Source organism: Pseudomonas putida W15Oct28, from assembly GCF_000708715.2.
GTDB classification, from domain to species: Bacteria; Pseudomonadota; Gammaproteobacteria; order Pseudomonadales; family Pseudomonadaceae; genus Aquipseudomonas; species Aquipseudomonas putida_R.
Map to the genome: position 1 here is coordinate 1 of NZ_JENB01000071.1, position 20,551 is coordinate 20,551.

General features: G+C 60.4%; 16 protein-coding genes and 4 pseudogenes. 3 read left to right on the forward strand and 17 right to left on the reverse strand.

Annotation, left to right across the window (positions count from 1 at the left end; all coding sequences use genetic code 11):
- From AK81_RS26650 to tssB, 14 genes and pseudogenes are all read right to left on the reverse strand, one after another.
- Positions 1-649 (reverse strand): annotated as a pseudogene (locus tag AK81_RS26650) (hypothetical protein); the annotation flags it as partial.
- 102 nt (positions 650-751) lie between these two features.
- Positions 752-1,301 (reverse strand): annotated as a pseudogene (locus AK81_RS30690) (toxin VasX); the annotation flags it as partial.
- On the reverse strand, positions 1,294-2,217 hold the full coding sequence (locus AK81_RS26655) for a DUF4123 domain-containing protein (protein WP_043204173.1): 924 nt from the start codon (positions 2,215-2,217) through the stop codon (positions 1,294-1,296). The gene AK81_RS26655 and the pseudogene AK81_RS30690, both read right to left, overlap by 8 nt.
- Positions 2,214-4,382 (reverse strand): type VI secretion system Vgr family protein, encoded by a 2,169-nt coding sequence (locus tag AK81_RS26660; protein WP_043204175.1) that lies wholly within the window; start codon positions 4,380-4,382, stop codon positions 2,214-2,216. Before AK81_RS26660 ends, AK81_RS26655 begins: the two co-directional genes overlap by 4 nt.
- A gap of 74 nt (positions 4,383-4,456) precedes the next feature.
- Positions 4,457-4,972, reverse strand: coding sequence for an Hcp family type VI secretion system effector (locus AK81_RS26665; RefSeq protein ID WP_043204177.1), 516 nt, complete (start codon positions 4,970-4,972; stop codon positions 4,457-4,459).
- 132 nt (positions 4,973-5,104) lie between these two features.
- A complete protein-coding gene (gene icmH, locus AK81_RS26670; protein WP_043204178.1) occupies positions 5,105-5,953 on the reverse strand; it encodes a type IVB secretion system protein IcmH/DotU in 849 nt (282 codons plus the stop codon).
- A gap of 1 nt (position 5,954) precedes the next feature.
- Entirely contained in the window at positions 5,955-7,292 is a 1,338-nt protein-coding gene (gene tssK, locus AK81_RS26675) for a type VI secretion system baseplate subunit TssK (RefSeq protein WP_043204181.1), read from the reverse strand.
- Between the two features lie 55 nt (positions 7,293-7,347).
- Positions 7,348-8,145 (reverse strand): type VI secretion system lipoprotein TssJ, encoded by a 798-nt coding sequence (gene tssJ, locus AK81_RS26680; RefSeq protein ID WP_043204183.1) that lies wholly within the window; start codon positions 8,143-8,145, stop codon positions 7,348-7,350.
- Entirely contained in the window at positions 8,142-8,711 is a 570-nt protein-coding gene (locus AK81_RS26685) for an FHA domain-containing protein (protein WP_043204184.1), read from the reverse strand. Before AK81_RS26685 ends, tssJ begins: the two co-directional genes overlap by 4 nt.
- The gene (gene tssG, locus AK81_RS26690; protein ID WP_043204185.1) at positions 8,708-9,724 is read right to left on the reverse strand and encodes a type VI secretion system baseplate subunit TssG; all 1,017 of its coding nucleotides are present in this window, start codon (positions 9,722-9,724) and stop codon (positions 8,708-8,710) included. Before tssG ends, AK81_RS26685 begins: the two co-directional genes overlap by 4 nt.
- Positions 9,688-11,454 carry a type VI secretion system baseplate subunit TssF gene (tssF, locus tag AK81_RS26695; RefSeq protein WP_043204186.1) on the reverse strand — a complete coding sequence of 589 codons (1,767 nt, stop codon included), beginning with the start codon at positions 11,452-11,454 and terminating at the stop codon, positions 9,688-9,690. Before tssF ends, tssG begins: the two co-directional genes overlap by 37 nt.
- 3 nt (positions 11,455-11,457) lie before the next feature.
- Complete coding sequence (tssE, locus tag AK81_RS26700; RefSeq protein WP_043204188.1) at positions 11,458-11,868, reverse strand: type VI secretion system baseplate subunit TssE; 411 nt, start codon at positions 11,866-11,868, stop codon at positions 11,458-11,460.
- A complete protein-coding gene (tssC, locus tag AK81_RS26705; RefSeq protein WP_043204190.1) occupies positions 11,865-13,355 on the reverse strand; it encodes a type VI secretion system contractile sheath large subunit in 1,491 nt (496 codons plus the stop codon). The genes tssE and tssC overlap by 4 nt, the downstream gene beginning before the upstream one ends.
- Positions 13,356-13,372: 17 nt before the next feature.
- Complete coding sequence (tssB, locus tag AK81_RS26710) at positions 13,373-13,876, reverse strand: type VI secretion system contractile sheath small subunit (RefSeq protein ID WP_043204192.1); 504 nt, start codon at positions 13,874-13,876, stop codon at positions 13,373-13,375.
- A gap of 327 nt (positions 13,877-14,203) precedes the next feature.
- Between tssB and vasI the strand changes: the two genes are divergently transcribed.
- From vasI to tssM, 3 genes are read left to right on the forward strand one after another with little or no spacing between them, the layout of a single operon-like run.
- Positions 14,204-14,854, forward strand: coding sequence for a type VI secretion system-associated protein VasI (gene vasI / locus AK81_RS26715; protein ID WP_193393780.1), 651 nt, complete (start codon positions 14,204-14,206; stop codon positions 14,852-14,854).
- Entirely contained in the window at positions 14,842-16,305 is a 1,464-nt protein-coding gene (gene tssA / locus AK81_RS26720) for a type VI secretion system protein TssA (RefSeq protein ID WP_043204195.1), read from the forward strand. The genes vasI and tssA overlap by 13 nt, the downstream gene beginning before the upstream one ends.
- Positions 16,302-19,928, forward strand: a complete 3,627-nt coding sequence (tssM, locus tag AK81_RS26725; RefSeq protein WP_043204196.1) for a type VI secretion system membrane subunit TssM — start codon at positions 16,302-16,304, stop codon at positions 19,926-19,928. The genes tssA and tssM overlap by 4 nt, the downstream gene beginning before the upstream one ends.
- 19 nt (positions 19,929-19,947) lie before the next feature.
- On the opposite strand, the pseudogene AK81_RS30045 reads toward tssM, so the two are convergent.
- The 3 genes and pseudogenes from AK81_RS30045 to AK81_RS30315 form a co-directional block, all read right to left on the reverse strand.
- A pseudogene (locus AK81_RS30045) lies at positions 19,948-20,121 on the reverse strand (FAD-binding protein); the annotation flags it as partial.
- A gap of 6 nt (positions 20,122-20,127) precedes the next feature.
- Positions 20,128-20,454 carry a DNA binding protein gene (locus AK81_RS30925; protein WP_430298515.1) on the reverse strand — a complete coding sequence of 109 codons (327 nt, stop codon included), beginning with the start codon at positions 20,452-20,454 and terminating at the stop codon, positions 20,128-20,130.
- Positions 20,360-20,551 (reverse strand): annotated as a pseudogene (locus tag AK81_RS30315) (hypothetical protein); the annotation flags it as partial. The pseudogene AK81_RS30315 and the gene AK81_RS30925, both read right to left, overlap by 95 nt.

Below are 20,551 nucleotides of genomic sequence, written 5' to 3' on the forward strand. Positions count from 1 at the left end.
CGTCATGATCGCTACTGGCTTGCAAGGCCAGGTTGCGCAGGGCTGCAATACGCCGTTCCAGCTCATCGCGTTCGGCGAGGAATCGCCGGTATTTGGCGATATCGATACGCTTTGCCAGGCGCGCGCCGTGGGGGGAGTAATTCTCATGGGTGAGGGCCTGGAAATGTGACTCGGCCGCAGACAGGACCGGCCCCCGCCGCTCCGTACCAAGCCTGAACGCGGCCAGTTCCGGTGAAGGTGCATCGGCCGGGTACAGGCTTTCCAGCGTCTTGTTCAGCAGCATGCCCACCAGGTTGCGATGGTGGAAATCGCGGCTTTGCACGCTCAGTTGTTCGGCATCCAGGCGGTAGCACGCCGGCACGCGTTCCTGCTCGGGAGGTTGCGCGGGTTTTGTGTGTGCCAGTTGCTCGGCGGGCATCAGGTCGCGCATTTGATGCTGGTAGGCCGAGACCGACAGCGCATCGGCCGGGTACAGGCTTTCCAGCGTCTTGTTCAGCAGCATGCCCACCAGGTTACGATGATGGAAATCGCGGCTTTGCACGCTCAGTTGTTCGGCATCCAGGCGGTAGCACGCGGGGACGCGTTCCTGCTCGGGAGGTTGCGCGGGTTTTGTGTGTGCCAGTTGCTCGGCGGGCATCAGGTCGCGCATTTGATGCTGGTAGGCCGAGACCGACAGTTCGGCCATGTCCAACTGGCGCATGTGCCGTTTGCGCAGGGCTGATGAGCCGGTGATGCGGGCGGTTACGGCGTTGGTTGACTGGCAACACATGGGGCTGGGTGGATGGCGCCTGGTTGCCGGCGATCAGCTCGGCCATGTCCAACTGGCGCATGTGCCGTTTGCGAAGGGCTGATGAGCCGGTGATGCGGGCGGTTACGGCGTTGGTCCACAGGTGCGAGCTGTAGCCGATCCACACTTCCTTGGCGGTATCGGGGCAGGTATCGGCCCACACCCAGCCCATGGTCCGGCTGGAGAGGTAACGCTCACGCAGGTGGTAGTTCTCCAGCCCTTTGTAGCGCAGCTCCTTGTAAAGGCCCGCGCCAATGTACTCGTGAATGACCAGCTTTTCGCCCTTCGGGCCTTTCATGAACACGTAGACATAGCCCGGGCGCAACGCGCGCAGGGTGTAGGCAGAGTGTTGCAGCGGGGCGAAGCCTTGTTCCAGGTTGAAACCTGCATTGGCATAGCGGCAGGCAGGGGAATCGCTGATGCGTGGCACGATGGCATAGCGCACTGGCAGGACGGGAACCCTTGCGCTGCAGGCAGGGCCGGAGGTGGCACTACTGACACTGGCGTCATTCATGGGTGGGCTCCTTGCTTTCGATCAGTGCGTGCAACTCGCGGAGGCGGCCCTGGGGTGACTCCTCAAGGTTGGTGTAGATCTTCCCCGCCGGGTCATCGGCCATGAGCCACATGTGCCTGGCAATCAGCCTGATGAATTGCCCAGCGACATCCTCATCGCCAAAGTTGAGGGCTTTCAGTTGTGGCAGCAGGCGTTCGATCCATTGCCGGATGTCGGCCAATGTGTGGGTGGCGTGCTGTGGCAGTGCTAACACCTCATGCGCCAACGTGAGCACGAAGTGCTCGTGCAGGCCTGCTTGCAGCCGCTCAAGTTCAAGCTGGCGAAGGGGTAATGCAGGTTCCTGATAAGAGCGGGCGTTGGTCGGGCTGCGCTCGAGCGTTTTCCATTCGTGGGCCGGCCCCCAGTTGACTCGCCAGGCCAGCGACGTCACAGGGCCAAGCCACGTTGCTCGATGGTCTTCATCCAGTGCATCCAGCCAGGCCGCAAGGTGGTCCGGTTTGAACTGGAAAGTGGCTAGCCCTTGGTCCGCAAGCGCGATCTGCACAAGGCTGGTGAAGTGGTCTGCCAACTGGGCAAGGCCGATCTCGGCATCCAGCGCGATGGCACCGCCAATGGGCATCCAGGTCGATATTGCATGGGCAAGCATTTCGGGCGCTTCTGACACGTCTACCAGCAATGGCCCAAAGTCGTGACGGTCGTCCAGGGCGCTGCGCCTCCATAGCCAGGCGTGCTGGGTATTTCGGCTGACTTCATTGATGAGCTCGAGTACCGAAGGGGCATAGGCCGGGACCAGTTCGCCCTCTTGGGGTATTGGTCGGTAGGCCCAATACTCGAGCTCGCTGGTCAAGAGCAACATGAACCGAGCGTTCTTTGCGAAGTGCTCGTTTGGCAGCGCATTTGAGGGGGCTGTTTTCATTGCCCTGGCCCTCTGATGCAGCGGCAGTCGGGCAAGGGGCAGGTGCCATCGGGGCGGCGTCCGCACTGACGATCCAGGGGGTTGCCATTGACCGGCGCGCCGCTGATGGAAAAGAGGTTGCTTGCTCCATCTGCCGATTTGAGCATCTGGCCGGTGATGCGAATCGTCGGGCTGTCCAGGGTGATGCCCGTTTCATCGATTCGAATGGAGCCCCCAGGGCCTTGGATGACCACTGCTTCCGATGCTCGAAGTTCATAACGGCGGGTACGTCTGCGGATATCCCCTCGGGCTTCAAGCTCGGCATGCCCTTCGACCTGTTGTTCGAGGTTGCCGCCAATGCGGGTGTGGTGATTGGCTGTGATCTGGTCGTGGCGGTGATTGCCGATGGTCTCAACACGGTCCTTCGCGATCTTGATTGTGTGGTTTCGACCGATGTCGAGCGCGGCGTCATGCCCAATGGTGACGCGCTCATCGTTGCCAACCGTTTCATCACGGTCGTGGCCGATCAGGATTGATTCGTCGTTGTTGACCTGTTCTTTGCGGTCATTGCCGACCTGCGTACTCTCATCGTGCCTGACCACATTGTTCTGGTCCTTCTGGGCATGAATGAACACTTCCTCCTGGCCCAGTTCGTCCTCAAAGCGCAGCTCGTTGAAGCCATCGCCCTTGTGGGTCTGGCTCTTGATGGTCATGCGGGTCTTGTGGCGGGGAAGGTCGTATGGCGGCAGCTGGTTGCCGCAGTAGGTCCGTCCGGTGATCATCGGCTGATCGGGGTCGCCGTTGACGTAATGGATGATCACGTCCTGGCCGATGCGCGGGATGGCCATCGAGCCCCAGCTGCCGCCGGCCCAGCCCTGGGCTACCCGTACCCAGCAGGAACTGAACTCGTTGTCCTGGCTTTCGCGGTCCCAGGGGAAGCTGACCTTGACCCGGCCCCATTCGTCGCAGTAGATCTCTTCACCGGGTGGCCCGACCACAGTGGCCATGTGCGGGCCGTCAACGCGGGGTTTGGGCAACGGTGCCGGGCGCCACTCGGTTCTGCCCGGCACCAGTACCGCCTTTTGCTCGTAACGTGTGCTCTGGTCGGCCCCGGCAGCTTCGTCCTGCAGGCTGGTGAACTGGCTGCCTTCGTGGCTGACCGTGCTTACCCGCCAATGCACATTCAGGTCTTCGCGCGGGTGGCCGGTCAGGGTGAAGCTCAGGCCCGGTTGCAGGCGCACATCGTCGCCTTGCACCTCGGCAATGCGCACGTCGTGGCGCAAGGCGGTGATGCGGTTTTCGGTGAACGGCTTGCCAACGGCATCGCGTTTGTAGCGGCCAGGGTAGTCGAAGCACTCATAGTCGGTGGACTGGTGCTTCAGATAGGGGCCTGAGGCCCTGTGTTCCTGGCGATAGGCGGGGTGGGTGAAGGTGTAGTCGCGTTGAACCTGCCGTGCAGGACGCACCTGTTCGCTGTAGCGCAAGCGCCGCAGGCAGGGTTGGGGCTGGTCGCCGCCTCTGTTGGCGTGGTACAGCACTGTGTAGGGTTTGGTTGACTCATCGCCATCGACAAACCCTTCATCTATGATCTCTGCTTTTGCTGCATTGCACTCAATGTGCCCCAATGTCAGCAGCCGGTCGGTGATGATCAGCTTGTGATGCTTTTCAGTGTGCTCGAACCGATAGACCACACCTTCTTCAGCAGCGATGCGCGCAAAAAATTCAAGATCGGTTTCGCCGGCCTGTACGCAGAATTCCCGCGGGTGATAGTTGGCGCCAGTACCGAATTGATACTGGGTGATGCCTTGTCGCTTCAGCATCAGTTCGAGAATTTGCGGCGCGGTTTTGTGCTGGAAAATGCGCCAGTTCGAGCGCAGTCTGGCGCGGGCCAGTTGCGGCTCGACCAATGCGTGATAGTAAGTGCGGTGGAAGCCGCTCTCGCCCTGGCTGAAACTGCTGACCAGGCCGTGCACGTAGCGGACGGGGCGTTCACCGTCCCAGATGGTGAACAGCACGGGGTTGTCGAGCAGGTGGCCGAAGTCGACATCGTGGTCGAAGCTGATCAGTTCCAGGGTCAACGTGAACGGTTGGCTGAGCGCCTCCTTGAGCTCGAACGACACCACTTCGAATTGAGCTTTTCCAACCAGTGGCTGGAAGCTGAATCGCAAATCAGATTGGCTAGGCATAAGCAGTCCTTGTCCGCCGTCTGAGACTTCGAAGTACCCAGGCAGATCATGGCTGCCCGGGCATTTCAACTAGATCAGACGATCGGTTTGCGCCAATCGTCGGAACCTTCAGTACCCGCCGTTACGTGCGTCCAGGAAATCTTCCGGTATGACATGGCCACTTCGATCAACTGGGTGTAGTCAGCGTTTTTCTGATTTTGGGCATGAGGCAGGGTGGTAGTGATGTCCACGATGGTGGCGTCCTCCAGCTTGGTGGTGAAGAAGTGCTCTTGCTTGCCCTCCACCGAGGTGCGGTACCAGTTCACTTCAACGACTGGCAGCATTTCGCCGCTGGCCAGCGCCTGATACATCAGGGGTGTGGCTTTGTTCAGTGAACTGGTGAAAATGAAGGGCTTGTGCACCCTTTGGCCGGCAGGTTGGCCACTTTGCGGATCGGTAGGGACAGTCACCTGGTGCTTGATCTCCTGCACCAGAATCTCGTCCTCATGGCCCTCGACGAACACATTGCCGACTGAGTCGGAGGTGAATGCGCCGGCGGTGATGTTCCCTTGTGTCTTGCCTTCGATCTTGATGTAAGCGGGTGTTGGCATGGCAGTTTCTCCTGCGTCCATGTGGATTGACACGCGCACAACAGTGGCGTGGCCATCGGAAACGATGGGCTTGTCAACAAGGCTTGAAGCCCCGTTAATTCGTGAAATTCTTTTGGCCCGTAGGGCGGCGGCCTACTGCTGCAAGATGCGGTTTAGCGACTCCACTACCTCGGTGGTAATCAGGTGCAGGCGATAGCTGTAGATGCCGTAGGCCACCGCCATGGCGATGGCCGAAATCACCAAAGGGCTCCACCAGGGCCACTGCCGGTTCATGCGGAAATTGCGCGGGGCCACGTTGGTGTAGGGGTCGCAGACTTCTTCTGGCGTGGGGCCGCGCAGTTCGCGGATGATCCCGTGCAGCTGGTGAATCAGTGCGTTGAGTGTTTCTTCGCCTTTCGGCGCGAGCGCATACTTGCCTTTCAGCCCAAGGCACAGGGCGTAGTACATGAACTCCAGCACGTCCTGATAACGCTTGGGCTCCTGCATCAGTCGGGTAATCACGGTGAAGATTTTTTCCCCGCCCCAGGTTTCGTCGTGGAAGATGCTCAGCAGCGGCTCTTGGCTCCAGCAACTGCTCTTGCCCCAGGGCCGCTCCATGACGGCTTCGTCTATGAACAGGCACAGGCCGTAGGAATACGCCAGCAACTGAGCGGGCTCGTAACCGTGCTGGCGCATTTCTTCCTGAATGTTGTCGATCTGGTTGCGTACTTGCTGGTGCACGTCCTTGATGTTTGGCAGTTCGTCCAGGGTACGTAGGCGTATGACCAAACCGAACAACGGTGACGCAGCATCCAGCATCAGGTTGGCGAAGCCGCCTCGCAGCTGAAATTCCGGGTCGGCGGGGTAGCCTTCCGAGGCGAGCTCTGGTTCAGGGGTTGCCGTGGATGCTTGCGCATTGGTTGCCGGCTTTTTAAGGGTTGGATCAAGCGGGCTGACTTCAGCGTTTTTTTCATCGATGGGCGTTTTGTTGTCTTCTCCCATTTCACTCACTCCTGATCGCCCAGAACTGCAGTTCAAGCCCTGGGAAATCGCCCGCAATGTGGATGCCGAAGCCATTCGCCTTGGCCATGCATGCCCAGGCCGGGTCGCGCCGGTCCAGCTCGAAGTAACTGAAGCCCGCATGGAACGGCAGGTCGCGTGGCGCCACCGGCAATGGCAACAGAGGGATACCCGGCAGTTGCAGCGGCACCAGGTTGCTCAGTGACTCAAGCGAGGTGATTTTGGCTTTCTGGATGAACATCTGGCGCAACGCTTGCGGTGGCAGGTCGGCGCGCACGGCGAGGATGAAGTCGGCTTCGTCGATCAGCCGCCGGTCTTGCAGCGTGGTCGTAATCACACCGAACTGTTCGCTTTCCAGCGGCAGTGAAACAGCGCGTGGCTGCAACACGGTGCTCAGGGACCGGCGCAGGGTGTCTTCCAGTGGCTTGAAAGAGGCGCGCAGCGCAGTGTGGTGGTACGCGGGGTACTCTTGCGGCAGCCTGTTCTGGTCGGTGAAGGTGACGAATTCGCCACAGGCCTGGCTCATGCACAGGTACAGCTGCTCGGGGTGCGTGTGCGCTTGTCTGGCCAGATGCTGGAAGCACGGCCACCAACGGTTCATGGCCTGCAGCAGGTTGAAGTCGCGGATGTCGGCGATACCGGACTGGCCCGAAGCGCCTATACGCGTGGCAAGGCCGCGCGCCCGCTCGCGCAACGTGTTGGTGATTTCGTCAAGGAACCGTTGCAGTGCCGGCACCGCCCGCACCGACACGCTGGTGGGGTAGAACGCTTCGTCCAGTTGCACGCTGCCGTCGGGGCGTCGTTCCAGGATACGTGCCAGGGCCAGGCGGGTGTAGGCGCTGCTGTCTTCGGTGGTGCGTCTGAGCTGTAGGTTGGGCACGGCAAGGTCTACCTGGACCAGGTCACCGTCTGCGGTGTGGGTATCCTTGATTTCCTGTGCCTGGGCGATGTAGCGGAAGTTGGCGGCATTGTCGGGCCAGCTCACTTCGCGGCCGCCATTGGTGCGCAGCGGCAGGCACAGATACACCTCGCTGTCTGTGCAGGCGTCGTCGTCGATTTCCAGCGGCGGCGGTGGCGGCAGGTCGGCGGGAATATCGAACACCGTGCCGTCCGGCATGACGCCCCGCGCCCGGGTGATGGCGATCTTGCCCAGGCTCAGGTATTCGTCGTTCAACTGAAGTTCGCTGAAGCCGTAGAAGGCTGCATTGAGGCTGGCGAGGCGCTGGTGCAGGGCTGCTTCGCTGGCCCTGGCCGCCTGCTGGAAATGCTGTGGTTTGACGAACAGGCCTTCGGGCCAGAGAACGGGGTTGCGTGAACTCATGGGCGCTCCGTGTCAGCGTGAGTAAGCAGGAAGGGCAAAGGGTGTTTAGGCGCCATCAGTCTTCTTCCTTGAGCACGATGTGCGTGTCGTTGACCAACACCGACAGCATGATCTGGTGGCCACGCGGCGGAATGCGCAGCACTTGCCGCCAACTGGCGTTTTCATGGCCTCGGTAGTCGCCAATCACCGCGACGAAGCGCGTTTCGGCGTGGATGGGCTCGAACGGGATGTACTTGAACTGGCCAGGGCGCAGCAGGTAGTCGTCACCACGGATGTAGGTACTGCGCAGTGCCTTGGCCGGGTCCTGGTCCAGCAGCTGGTACACGGTGTTGCGCAGCAGTGAGTCGTCGCGTAGTTGCAGGATCTTGATGGCAATGGGCGTGGCCACAGGCTCTGAGATAACGGCTGTGGTGCGTGGCAAGGTCAGCACCACGGTAGGGTCGTCGTAGCTGCCGGGGGCGCTTTCTTCCAGGGGCGAGCGCACCGGGTCGCTTTCGTCTTCGTCGTGCATTTCGACGGGGGACATCGCAGGAAATTGCGCTTGCAGGTATTCGAACAGGGTCCCGATTTTTTCGGTCAACGCATAGGGGTCGCCGGCACTCAGGGTCACTGCGTAGGGGCTGGGCTCCAGGGCGCGCTCCTGTTCGGCCGCTACGTCAAGGCTGTTCGGATTGCCGTTGAGGGTAGGGCTGGCATTGATGCTGAACGCGACCTGGGTCGCATGGTCCTTTGGCGGCCCGATGGGCAGCGAAGGGTCCAGGACGACCTGGCTCGCTCTGCTCAAAGAGGTGCAGCCGGTGAGCCCGACCAACGCAAGCAGCAGCGGCGCGATCAGTAGTGGATGACGCGTCATGGGTGTACTCCTGCAATCAGGCGCTGCAGTGGGCATTCTCGGAATGCCCCTGCATCAGCCGCTGCGTCCAGCGCTGCCAGAGGGTCATTGCCCATGGCTGCCTTGAAGACCGAGCAGATCTCGACCGCTGGTTGAGGGGCAGAAGGCTTTGTCGGCCAAGGGGTGGCGGGCTCTTCGGCTATCAGGCGGTCCAGCACCCTTCGGTCCGGGTTGAACAGGTCCGCCAGCGAGCGTGTGCAGGCTTCATCCTGGGCGTACCGAACCTGCAGCCGGTAGGCGCCAATGCGAAGCTGGTCACCTTCAACAAGACGCCTGGGTGCAAGCGTTTCCAGGCTGGTGGAACTGTCATTCAGGTAGGTGCGGTGGCAGTGGTCGATCACGCAGAAGCTGCCTTCGAGCCAGCGGATTTCGCAGTGGAGGGGCGCAACGGCCTGAGCACGGTCATTGATCCGCCAGCTCGCCCGTTCACTTCCGATGGTGCCGCCCTTGCAATCGAACCGGTGCCGGGCAGTAACGTCGTGCTGCAGTTGGTCAAGGTTGGTGATGCTCAAGGTCACTGTGTTCATGAGCGCCCCCGGAAGCGTACAACCGGGCTGATCTGGCCATGCCGGTCATCGACGAAGCTGGTCCAGCCCAGGTAAGCGCCCTGGGTGCGATGCAAGCAGAAGGGTGATAACGCATTCTGTTTCAAGCGCAGTTCCAGGTCGTAGGCCAGACCGTCACGCAGCAGAAAGTCGATCAGTGCGCGCAAACGGCCGAAGTTGATGCCGCTGGGCAGCAAGTCCCGCAGCTGCGCCTGGTCGAGTTCGCTGATCACGATGGTGAACTTGCTGCTGCGGGTGCGGGTGCGGCTGCCGACCATGAACGTGCTGCCCAACTGGCCGTTGGCGCGCCCCAGGCTTACAAGCTGCGTGGACGTGGTGGTGACTGAGCGCGTCTCGAACTCGCGGATGCGCACATGCTCGAGGTCGAAGCAGTGCGCAATGATGCCGGCCACAGTACCGGGCGCGCGGCTGCGGCTGGCGATCACCCCGGCAAAACTGAGCAGACGGCTCCAAGGCAGCGCCGTGTCCCCTCGCAACTGCTTGTCGTTAAGCCCCAGCAGGGCAAACACGTACTGCGAAAACCCATCACTGGCACCCGGCTGGAAACGGATGTAATAGCGGTACTTACGCCAGATACGGTGCAACAGGCTGAGCAGGTAGTGGTTGAAAAAGTCGAAGAAGGCTGGCCGTACACCGATGCCCTGTGCATGTTCATAGGCCACCTGTTCCAGGTAATAGGTGGGCAATGGCGAATCGGTGCCGTGCAAGCCCAGAAACGTGGCAACGACGCGGTAGCGCTCTTGCTCAGCGGGCATCCTCTGGGCTTTGTACACATCCGAAACCGGGAAGCTCAGCCGTGGGTCGCAGGCCAGGCGCACCCGCCGCCGGGTGGCTTCGTCCGGCCAACGGGGTTCGAGGTCATCGCCATGCAGCCCGTGCAGCCGCTCCAGCAACTGGAAGAAGTTGTACTGATGCGCCTCAGAGAGCAGCTTGTCGGCTAGATCAGCGGTTGCTTGCCGGTCTGTATTGGCCATGTGTAGTGCTCGTTGTTGGTGGTGTTGATCACTTCCAGCTGATGGAAGGAATTGATGCTGGCGTACAGGGCGAAGAAGTGGGCGAGCACACAGCTGAACAGGTACAAGTCGCCTTCGCAGAGAAAGGCGGTCTGGTCCAGTTTCAGCTGGGAGTGCAGGCCGCGAATGGGTTGCCCCTTGATCAGCCAATCCATTGGCTGTGTATGAATGTCGCGCATGCCGTCCAGGCGTTTACCGGTGGTGCGCGCCTGCTGGATATCGTGCAGGGCCATGAAGTCGTAGGCGCGGATCACGGCTTTCAGTGGCTCTACCGAGAGCAGGGACAGGTAGTTGAGCGACATGTTGGAGATCAATGCCCACTGCAACTGGCCGTCCAGCACCGGGCGACAGGGGCGGGTGGGTTTACAGAGATTGGTGTAGGTGGCCAGCGGGGGCGTCAGTTCGGTCAGGACGTTGATGTCATCGATGCCCAGCGCCAGCGGTAGGTCCCGATTGGTGCAGGTCAGGTCGATGGACGCGGTTTCCAGTTCGCCTATGTAGCTGTTGGCGTCGGCGCGCACGAAGGCGATTCGATGCATGACGCCATCGCCGTGCAGGCACTCTTCCAGTTGGCAGCGGTAGTACAGCGCCGTGCGTCCCTGAACGTGCTCGATTTCATGGGCGAACGACTCGAAGGGACGGAAGGTTCGCAGGTGCTCACCCATGTTCCCGTCTGTCGTCGTTCGGGTGCTGATGACCTGGTCGACACTGAATATTTCATAGCCGTGAGGCTCTTTGCCCTTGGGCTTCAGTGGAGCCAGGGCGTCCTCACCGGACAGGTCGATGGGCTCGGCGCTATGCTGGAACAGGTTGACCGCAGGTGCGCAGAACAGGTTGAAATCTGCTCTGCCGACACGCAGCGTGTCGGGTAACTGGCGCGTGAAGTGAAATTCGAGGCTTACCTGCTGGCCGTGATGAGCCGGCCAGATTTTTTCCAGCCCGGTCACGCTGAAGAAATGGAAACGCTGGGGGAAGGCGAAGTATTCCTGCAGGATCCGGTAGCCATCAAAGACGTTCTGCGGGTAAGGCAGCAAGGCGTCGTCGGGGCTGAACCCGGGGAACGCGATGCTGCTTGCCGGCAGCCGACGAACCTCGCCATTGATGGTCACGCTGACATGCTTGAGGTATTGAGAAACCCACAGGTAAAGCGTGCGTGCGGTGAGGGTATCGCCACTGAGGTAAAAGTCGAGGCTGGTACAGCCCAAGCTGCTTAACGGCCGCTCGACCAGTGTTTTAAGGCCGATGTAGACCACAGAACTGTCGAGTGTCTGGGTTGCGCCCACCGTGTCGATCTCGAACGGATGAATGTTGACCGCTGTACAGGTGCGAAACTCGCAGGCCACGCCATCTACCGGTTTCGAAAACAGCTTCGACCCCTTTGGGATGCGCTGTGACTGGCTAAGGGATTGCCTGATCGGGCTGAACTGGATGATTGTCGCGCTGGGCAGGGGCCGCAGATAGTTAGGCCACAACAGCTGCAGCATGGGATGGGTCAGCTCTGGCAAGTCGTCCTCCAGCTTCAGCCGAAGCTTGGCGGTCAGGAACGCAAAGGCTTCCATCAGGCGTTCGACATCGGGGTCGCTGGCACCTTTGCCAAGCAACCGAGCGAGTTGTGGGTTGTCCTTGGCGAAGTCGTTCCCGAGCTCGTGCAGGTAACGCAGTTCTTCGCTGAAACTGTCTTTCAGTGACATCGGTCACCTCACTCGGGTGTAGCGGTTGTGCCCGTTGACCAGCAGCTCGAGTTGCAGTTGCTCTGCGTGGTTGTTGACCTGGACCAGGCAATCCAGCCTGAAATGCAGCTCCAGCGGGGCATGCGCATCGGGCACTGCTTTGAGCGTGCGTATCTGTATGCGTGGCTCGAAGCGCTGCAGGGTGCGGCGGATATCCGCGCTCACCTGTACGAGCAAGTCGCCGTTGTTCACGTCATGCCCGTTGAAGTCGCGCAGGCCAAGCTCAGGGCTGCTCTGGGAGCACCCCTGGCGGGCATTCAGCAGCGTTTCGAGGTGGCGCTTGATGGCGGCGAACTTGTGGGAAGCGCTCTCCCGTCGGGACGGCTCCCGGCTGGTACACTGATCCCGCATCAAACGATCAAAAAGCCCACTCATTGCGTATCGAGCCGCCCGACCAGTGAGATTTCGAAATTCGCGCCCATGTACTTGAAGTGCGGGCGCACGGCGAGCGAAACCTGGTACCAGCCCGGGTCACCGGCAACATCCGAGACCTCGATTCTGGCGGCTCGCAGTGGCCGGCGGCTGCGAACGTCGGCAGACGGGTTCTCCTGGTCGGCGACGTACTGCTTGATCCATTTGTTCAACTCGGACTCAAGGTCACGGCGCTCCTTCCAGCTACCGATCTGCTCGCGCTGTAACACCTTGATGTAGTGAGCCAGCCGGTTGACGATGAACAGGTAGGGCAACTGGGTACCCAGCTTGTAGTTGGTCTGAGCCTCTAGCCCCTCAAGGGTTTTCGGGAAGTTCTTGGGCTTTTGCACCGAGTTGGCCGAGAAGAACGCGGCGTTGTCGCTGTCTTTGCGCATGGTCAGGGCAATGAAGCCCTCTTCGGCCAGTTCGAACTCCTTGCGGTCGGATATCAGCACCTCGGTAGGAATCTTGGCCTGCAACTGGCCCAGGGATTCGTACAGGTGGACCGGCAAGTCTTCGACGGCGCCGCCCGATTGTGGGCCGATGATGTTCGGGCACCAGCGGTAGCGAGCGAAGCTGTCGTTGATGCAGCTGGCCAACAGAAACGCAGAATTGCCCCACAGGTAGTTGTCGTGCTGTCCGGCGATGTCTTCGTCGTAGTTGAAGCTCTCGATCGGTTTTTCCTGCGGGTGGTAAGCGGAGCGGAGCATGAAGCGCGGCCCCGTCAAAGCAACGTGTCGCGCGTCTTCGCTTTCACGAAATGCACGCCACTTGGCATGTCGTGGGCCGGCGAAGAGGTCTTTTATTTCCTTGAGGTTGGGCAGCTCCTCGAAGCTGCTCAAGTTGAAGAACTCGGGGGCCGGTGCAGCAACAAATGGGGCATGGGACATGGCGCCAACGGAGGCCATGTAACTCAGCAGCTTGATATCAGGGGAAGAGGGGCCAAAGTTGTAGTTGCCAACCATGGCCGCAACCGGCTCTCCCCCGAATTGGCCGTAACCTGCGGTGTAAACATGTTTGTAGATACCGCTGCAGGTAATGTCCGCAGCGTTTTCGAAGTCGTCCAGCAAGTCCTCTTTACTGGCATGCAAAACTTCGAGTTTGATGTTTTCCCTGAAGTCCGTGCGGTCGACCAGAAGTTTCAGGCTGCGCCAGGATGATTCGAGCTGCTGGAACTCAGGCTGATGCAGAATGGCATCCATCTGTTTGCTGAGTACCCGGTCGATTTCGGCAATCATCTGGTCGGCCCGGTGCTTGTTGATCAGTTGATCCGGGTCATTGCTTTTAAGGATTTCGGCGATGAACGCAGATACGCCCTGCCTGGCAACCTGGTAGCCCTCTTGAGCAGGTACCAGTTTGGTTTCTGCCATGATCTGGTCCAGCAAGGTGGCACTGCCCAACGTGTCGGTCGTTGCGTCTGGGGTGATGGTGGTGTTGCTTGGCTTAGGCATGGGGACGCTCCGTTGTCTCAGTCTTTTTCGGGTGCTTCAAGCACCAGGTCCAGTTCTTGGGCGAGCTGTTTACGGGCCTGCTCGTTGTTAAGGAGGTGCTGCAGTTGCTTGCGGAAGGCCGGGACGTTGCCCAGCGGGCCTTTCAGGGCGACCAGCGCTTCGCGCAACTCCAGCAGCTTGTTCAGCTCAGGCACCTGGCGCGCGATCCGGTCCGGTCCGAAATCGTTGATGGACCTGAACTGCAGGTGAACCGCCAGCTCGGCATCCGGGGCGGTGCTGAGCCTGGAGGGCACAGACACGTCCAGGCTCACGCCGGCGTCGTTCAACACGCTGTTGAATGTGTGTTTATCGATGCGCACGACCTGGCGGTCCTCAAGCGCACGGCAGTCATCCAGGCCGAAGTCGCCCAGAACCAGCATCTTGTGGGGCAGCTCCACCTCAGCCTGCTCGTCGCTCGTCGCGGGGACATACTTGATATTGACGCGTTCTTTAGGTGCGACGGATCCCGTATTTTTAGACATCAGTACGTAACTCCCTGTTGGGTTGTAGGAGATTTAGATGCAAGTTGTGTTTATTGTTATCGCGGTCTTGTAGGAAGTTTCCTGCGTATGTTTAATTGTTCGGGCTGGCTGCCCGTCCTCTATAAAAACCATGCATGGAAAAGTGTCCTGCGGTCGAGCGTGAAGATGTAAGTAAATATTTGTTTGTGTGCACTCAGAACTTTGTATTAGGCTTCCGCTGGATTTGTTCGAGTCGGCTGTATGCGTATATGTGCATTGGCATTTATTTGTAGGAAAGTTCGCGCCGTCATATAGGCCGTTTGTACTATTTCAGAGAGTAAGTTCAGGATGATTAACCGCTGTGCATATGGCGCCGGTCTCTCGTTGCTGTTTTGTCTGCAGTCGGTGCTGGCGGGCCCCACGCGGGACTGCCCCCGGATTGTGTCCAACGTCGAGCGACTGGCCTGTTTCGATCAGGCTGCGGGCACTCCGGCGTACACGCCAAAACGACAGAGGTCAGCTCCGGAGCAGCAGGCCCCCAGTGTGTTGCGCGTGATGGCAAATGAAGCTGCACGGGCACCGGATGACCTGACGTTTCGCATCGGCAGCCAGACGCAGGACGGTCCAGGCGCACCAGCGCTCGTGATTTCGGCACCCGCCATTGCATCGGGTGATGAACGTACCTACATGGCGATCAGTTGCATCCAGGCCATCTCCCGGCTACAGCTGATTGCCAGGCGCCCGATCGATGCAAGCTGGGTCAAGGTACGGCTGACCGGGGAGGGCTGGTCTACCCGTGAGACGCCCTGGCAGGTGATGGAGAACGGGCAGGTGCTTGATGCCGGGCGGGGCCTGCCAGCCATCGAGCAGATCAGGAAACTGATCGGTGCCCAGCGTATCGAGGTTGTGAGTGAGCACGGCGAGGTCGACGGGCTGACCTTCGATGCGCAAGGCCTGGACCACTTGATCAGCCAGGCGCGAAGCACATGCCGGTGGTAGCGCAGGTATCCGCGGTCGAAGTCGCTCGGCTGCTCGCACCGATTGATCCAGCAGTTCCTGCCGGGCTGTTCGATGTCGAGGACGAAACCTACCAGGCCATTGACCAGGAGATGGTCAAGCTGGGTGGGCTGCAGGACGCCTCCATCGACTGGGTCTACATCGAAGAAGCGTCCCGTCAGTACCTGGGCCAGCAATGCAAGCATTTGCGGATCGTTGCGCACCTGAGTGCCGCATGGCTGCGTAGCGGCTGCTGGGAGCGTTGGGGATACACCTTGGCGTTGCTGGCCGGCATGATCGAGTGCTACTGGGAACCCGCTCATCCCAAGCCGGGGCCGAAAGGCTTCCTGGGCAAGCGCAAGCTGGTTGGCCTGGTAATCAATCGTTTGACCGAGGCGTTACCGCGTCTTGACCGTTTCACCTATACCCCTACTCATGCAGCGGCAGCGCAGGCGGCGTTGAAGCACCTGCAGCAACAGGGCGCGGCACAGCTGGAGCCAGCTGTTGTCGACGAATTGGAGCGCCTGCTGCGCAGGCACATAGAGCTCGCCAACGGTGTCGGCGAGGGTGCGATACCCAAGGCACCGGCGGCAAGCGTGAAACCTGCGCCGCTGGCGGACGTCATCGCCACACCCGCGTCACGCCTGCCGATGGGCAATGAGCGTGAGACACGGCGGGCCGTGCTCGCCATGGCCGAGCTCATCAACCAGCAGGACCCTTATGACGCTACCGGCTACCAGTTACGGCGTTTTGGGTTGTGGGCGCACATTCAGGCTGCTCCCCAGGCCAGGCAGGGCAATCGTACGGAATTGATGGCGGTTCCGCTGGATATCACGCGGGTCTATGAGGAGGCCATTGCCAGTACGGCATTTGACCCTGCACTGCTTCAGCGTATTGAAAAAAGCGCAACGGCTTGCCCCTACTGGATTCGTGGCAGCTTTCTGGCTGCGACCGTTGCCACACGGCTGGCGATGGGCGAGGTGGCTGAAGCCATCCGTTGTGCGACTGCCCGGTTTGTACAGCGAATGCCGGCGCTGCAGCAGTTGTGCTTCAGCGACGGCACGGTGTTTGTCGACGACCAATGCCTGGCCTGGCTCAAGGGCACGCAAGGGCCTTCTGAGCAAAGTGCAACCTCTCACGAGTTTGGCGGCTTGCGCGAGGAACTGGTCAGCCAGTTGGAAACCGCTGGTGTAGAGCCGGTGCTCCTGAGGCTGCAAGGGCTGCAAGCGGGCTTTCGTGCTCCCCGTGAGCGCTGCCACGCCACCGTGATCGCTGCCGACCTGCTGGCCGCCCGGGGGGTGTCGTGGCTGGCCCAGGACCTGTGCGCCAGCGTTGCCCAAACGATGCAGCAAACCACCGCCAGTGCGTGGGAGCCAGAAGTGTTCCAGCGGCTTCAGCAGTACGCGACATCCCCAGCACTGGCAGTTCAAGACAAGGATCAGGAGCCTCGATGAATCAAATATGGACGCAACTCAAACGTTGGGGCTTGCCGTGGGTAACGCGCATTGGCCTGGCGCTGCCGCTGCTGCTTGGGCTTGGCGCCTTGCTGATGCTGGTCGCTATCTGGTGGCTTGGCCCGCAATGGATGTGGCGTGAGCAACAGCCGCTGGCAAGTGTGGCTCATCGCAGCCTAGCAAGCCTGGTACTCGTGCTGGTGCCGCTTTTGTGCTGGCTTGGGGTGGTGCGCCGGCGCTTACGCCGCCTGCAAGCAGAACGCCGGCAGGCACGCGCCGTCGAACTCGATGGCACGTTACCGTTCATGCAGGCGCAAGAGAAGGCGTTGAGCCAAGGGCTTGAGCGATACCTCGACAATGCCGGTGGGCGTCGCGCGCTGTACCGGCTGCCCTGGTACCTGGTGTTGGGCGACGAAAAATCCGGAAAAACCAGCTTCATCGACCGCACCGATCAGCGCTTTACCCTGACGCGAATCGACCAGGCCCAGGCACGGGGTCGACAGGATGAAGCACCGGCCTACCCGGTAGGTTGGTGGGTCAGCGACGATGCCGTGATCATCGACCCGCCCGGTGTCTTCATCAGTCAAAAGCCCCCGGCGGGCTCGGCCGCCAACGACCCCTCCGAGTCTGAACCCTGCGCGGCGCTCGGTACCGAGGCCCGGTTGTGGGAGCACTTGTTGGGCTGGCTGCTGCGTAATCGAAGCCAGCGGGCGCTTAATGGTGTGTTGCTGGTCGTCGACTTGCCGGCGCTGTTGCATGGCAAGCCCGAGCAACGCGTCGCGCTGGCCCATGGGTTGCGCACACGCCTGTACGAAGTCAGCACCCAGCTGGGGTCGCGCCTGCCACTCTACGTGGTACTGACCAAATACGATCTGCTGGACGGCTTCGACCAGTTCTACTGCAAGCTTCCGGCCGCCAAGCGTGAAAGCCTGTTGGGGTTCACGTTCAAGCTGGATGCGGTTGAGGCGTTCGACGCCTGGCTGGATGAGTATGACGACCACTACGGGCGGTTTCTCGCCACATTGAACGAGCAGGTCTTCGATCACCTGGATGTGCTGGGCAAAACAGCGCCGTGCGGCCGCCTGTTCTCACTGCAAGCCCAACTGGTCGGGTTGCGCCCCATACTGCTGGCATTTCTGCGCGAAGCCTTGGCGAGTGACCGTTTCACCACGCCACCGTTGGTACGTGGCGTGTATTGGTCGTCAGTGGTGCAGCACGGCGACATGCGCAATGCATTTGTCCGTGAAGCGGCACAGCCCTACAAGACGAAACTTCCCCTGCGTGAGGGCAAGGCGCAGGGCAAGGCGTTGGTCTATTTCATCCAGCAAGCATTCAGGCGGGTTATCTATCAGGAAGCCGGCCTGGCGGGCGACAACGTCCGGGTAGCGCGCAGCAAGCGCCAATTGCTGTGGATTGGTTCTGGCGTAGGCGTCCTGGCGTTCAGCATCGCCATCGCCAGCTGGCAGCGCTACTTCGATACCAATAGCTCCAAGGCTGCCAGTGTGTTCGCCAAAAGCCAGGAGTACAGCCGTCAGGAAGTCGATCTGCGGCTTGATCCGACCGGGCGCAACCTGCTGGAGCCACTGGACCAGATTCGCGATGCGGTGGCGGTGTTTGGCGACTATCGCGCGGCATGGCCGGGTGTAGCCGATTTTGGCCTGTATCAAGGGCGCAACATTGGCCCGTTGGTTGATGATGCGTACCTGAGCTTGCTGTCCCGGCGTTTCTTGCCAGCCTTGGCCAGTGGGGTGATCGATGCCATGAACGCAGCACCCTCTGGCAGCGAGCAGCAAATGGCTGCGCTCAGGGTTTACCGGATGATCGAGGACCGCGCCAGTCGCCGGCCCGAATGGGTCGAGGACTGGATGGCCCGTCAGTGGCAACGGGCTTTCCCTGGTCAGGGGCAACTGCAGCGTGACCTCATGCAGCATTTGAAGTACGCCTTGGCCTATGCCGATACCGATTTGCCGCAGTACCGTCAGCGTGTCAGCGAAGTGCAGCAGGGTTTGCGCAAATTGCCGTTGCCACAGCGGGTATATGCAGGGCTGAAGCAACAGGCGCAAGAGCAGTTGCACACCGGGCTGGACCTGCGCCACCAGGTAGGGCCTGCGTTCGATGTGGTGTACCAGCCGTCTTCCGTGGCCAGCCAAGGGGAGGAGGCGGTACTGCTGGCCGCCATGCTTACCGCCAAAGGCTTCAGGGAATACTTCGAGCCGCGCAGCCAGCGGTTCGCTGAAATGGCGATGGTCGATCAGTGGGCCTTGGGGGAGCGCAGCCAACTCGACTATTCGGACGTCGACCGTGATGCGCTGACCGAACGGCTACATAACCTCTACAGTGCCGATTACATTGACAGTTGGCGGCGCGCCTTGAACGCCTTTACCGTGTCCGACTTCCGTGATCTGGACCATGGTGTCACGATCCTGCAGCAGTTGACCGGCCCAGCAGCACCTTTGCAGCGGCTGCTGGATACGGTCAGGGACAACACCTCACTTGCTTCACCTGCTGGTGTTGAAGTAACGGGTGAACTGAATACGCTGCGCTCAGCAACGGGCAAACCCGAACAACAGCAAGCGTTGGCTATCCAGCGGGCGTTTGCAGGCTTGGGCGCGATGCTGCAGGCGACAGCAGAAAAGCCCAGCTACTACGATGAAACCCTTGGCGCTGTTGCGGCCGTGCTGGACTACGCCAAGGCCGTACAGGACAGCCCGGACCGCGGCAAGGCCGCACTGCAGGCCGTGCATCAGCGCTTTGCGATGACAGGGCATGACCCGATAGGCACCCTTCAACGTGTTGCCACAGGCTTGCCGGAGCCCATCAACCACCAGGTCAGAAAGCTCGCCGACCAGACCGCCCAGGTGCTGAACGTTGAAGCACTGCGCGAACTGGAGCGACGTTGGGATGCTGAAGTGTACAGTTTCTTCCAGCAACGTCTGGCAGGCCGTTACCCCTTTATGGTGAAGGCACCCGATGCTTCACTGGATGACTTCGAGGCGTTCTTCGGGCCGAAAGGGCGGCTGCAGCAGTTTCATGATCAGTATCTGGAGGTCTTCCTGAAGGAAAACCTTGAGGCCTTGCAGTCCGCTCAGCACGGGCAATCCCTGATTCGCGCCGACGTGATCGAGCAGCTCGAGCTGGCGGACCGCATCCGCGAAACCTTCTTCGACCAGCGCGGCAAGCTGAGTGTGCAGTTCAGCATCGAGCCGTTGGGGCTCAGTGCGAACCAGCGTACCAGCCTGCTGGACCTGGATGGCCAGTTGATCGCCTACACCCATGGGCCGAGCCAGATCACCGGTATCGTCTGGCCCAATACTTTGGGGCAGCAGGTGCGCAGCAACCTTACCTTGCTGAGGCAGAACGGTAACAGCAGCAGCCTGGAGTACCGTGGCCCATGGTCGATGTTCCGCTTGCTCAGCCGCGGCTCACTCAATGGGCGGACGCCAACCAGCGTAGACCTGAGCTTCCGGACCGGTGATGGCGTGATGCGCTATCGGCTGAATGCTGAAAAGGCTTTCAATCCCATTACCCAGCAACCGTTCAAAAGCTTCCGCTTGCCGCGAGGGTTGTTGCAACAATCGTCCCAGGTAGCTCAGGTAGAGCAAGCGCATGAGCGGCCTCTATGAAAATCAGCCCTTGCGGTGGTCACGGTGAGCCCAGCCCACTCAACGCTCTACCGGCCAGATACCCAAAGGTCATCCCTGGCCCAAGAGTAATACCCCCACTCGGGTAGTGCCCGCCCATCACGCTGTGCATGTCGTTACCCTTCGCAAACAGCCCGGGTATCGGCTGCCCCGCGTGGTCCAGCACTCGGGCTGTGCGTGGCTACAGGCCAGGTTTGTGCGTACACACCGACCATGCAGTTGCCCAGCTTTCGACCTCGGCGCGGCCGTACTGCTGAATCCACAATCGCACGGTTTTGTGCAGGGTACTTTTTGCTTCTACTTCCTCCCCGGTATGAGGGTTTATGTAGTATTTGCTTTGCCGAGCTCTGTAACGTGCGGTCGATACGACAGGGGGCGGTTGTTGATAGGCATCGTAATCCTGGTTTGCGATTTCACTCTCGATGATGGCCAGTATGCTCGATAGATTGAACTGATATTCGGCAAGCAAGTTGTGGAGTTTGTGAATCGCCCCTGGTTTCGTAGACACCTCCAAGCCTCATAATGAGGCCCAAATAGGAGGTGCCATGAGTCGTCAGCGTTACCCTGAAGAATTCAAGATCGAAGCGGTCAAGCAAGTGACCGAG

What these genes read in the sequence shown, in the direction of transcription:
- AK81_RS26655 (WP_043204173.1), bottom strand. Translation starts at nt 2,217, where the DNA reads ATGAAAACAGCCCCCTCAAATGCGCTGCCAAACGAGCACTTCGCAAAG.
- AK81_RS26660 (WP_043204175.1), bottom strand. Translation starts at nt 4,382, where the DNA reads ATGCCTAGCCAATCTGATTTGCGATTCAGCTTCCAGCCACTGGTTGGA.
- AK81_RS26665 (WP_043204177.1), bottom strand. Translation starts at nt 4,972, where the DNA reads ATGCCAACACCCGCTTACATCAAGATCGAAGGCAAGACACAAGGGAAC.
- icmH (WP_043204178.1), bottom strand. Translation starts at nt 5,953, where the DNA reads ATGGGAGAAGACAACAAAACGCCCATCGATGAAAAAAACGCTGAAGTC.
- tssK (WP_043204181.1), bottom strand. Translation starts at nt 7,292, where the DNA reads ATGAGTTCACGCAACCCCGTTCTCTGGCCCGAAGGCCTGTTCGTCAAA.
- tssJ (WP_043204183.1), bottom strand. Translation starts at nt 8,145, where the DNA reads ATGACGCGTCATCCACTACTGATCGCGCCGCTGCTGCTTGCGTTGGTC.
- AK81_RS26685 (WP_043204184.1), bottom strand. Translation starts at nt 8,711, where the DNA reads ATGAACACAGTGACCTTGAGCATCACCAACCTTGACCAACTGCAGCAC.
- tssG (WP_043204185.1), bottom strand. Translation starts at nt 9,724, where the DNA reads ATGGCCAATACAGACCGGCAAGCAACCGCTGATCTAGCCGACAAGCTG.
- tssF (WP_043204186.1), bottom strand. Translation starts at nt 11,454, where the DNA reads ATGTCACTGAAAGACAGTTTCAGCGAAGAACTGCGTTACCTGCACGAG.
- tssE (WP_043204188.1), bottom strand. Translation starts at nt 11,868, where the DNA reads ATGAGTGGGCTTTTTGATCGTTTGATGCGGGATCAGTGTACCAGCCGG.
- tssC (WP_043204190.1), bottom strand. Translation starts at nt 13,355, where the DNA reads ATGCCTAAGCCAAGCAACACCACCATCACCCCAGACGCAACGACCGAC.
- tssB (WP_043204192.1), bottom strand. Translation starts at nt 13,876, where the DNA reads ATGTCTAAAAATACGGGATCCGTCGCACCTAAAGAACGCGTCAATATC.
- vasI (WP_193393780.1), top strand. Translation starts at nt 14,204, where the DNA reads ATGATTAACCGCTGTGCATATGGCGCCGGTCTCTCGTTGCTGTTTTGT.
- tssA (WP_043204195.1), top strand. Translation starts at nt 14,842, where the DNA reads ATGCCGGTGGTAGCGCAGGTATCCGCGGTCGAAGTCGCTCGGCTGCTC.
- tssM (WP_043204196.1), top strand. Translation starts at nt 16,302, where the DNA reads ATGAATCAAATATGGACGCAACTCAAACGTTGGGGCTTGCCGTGGGTA.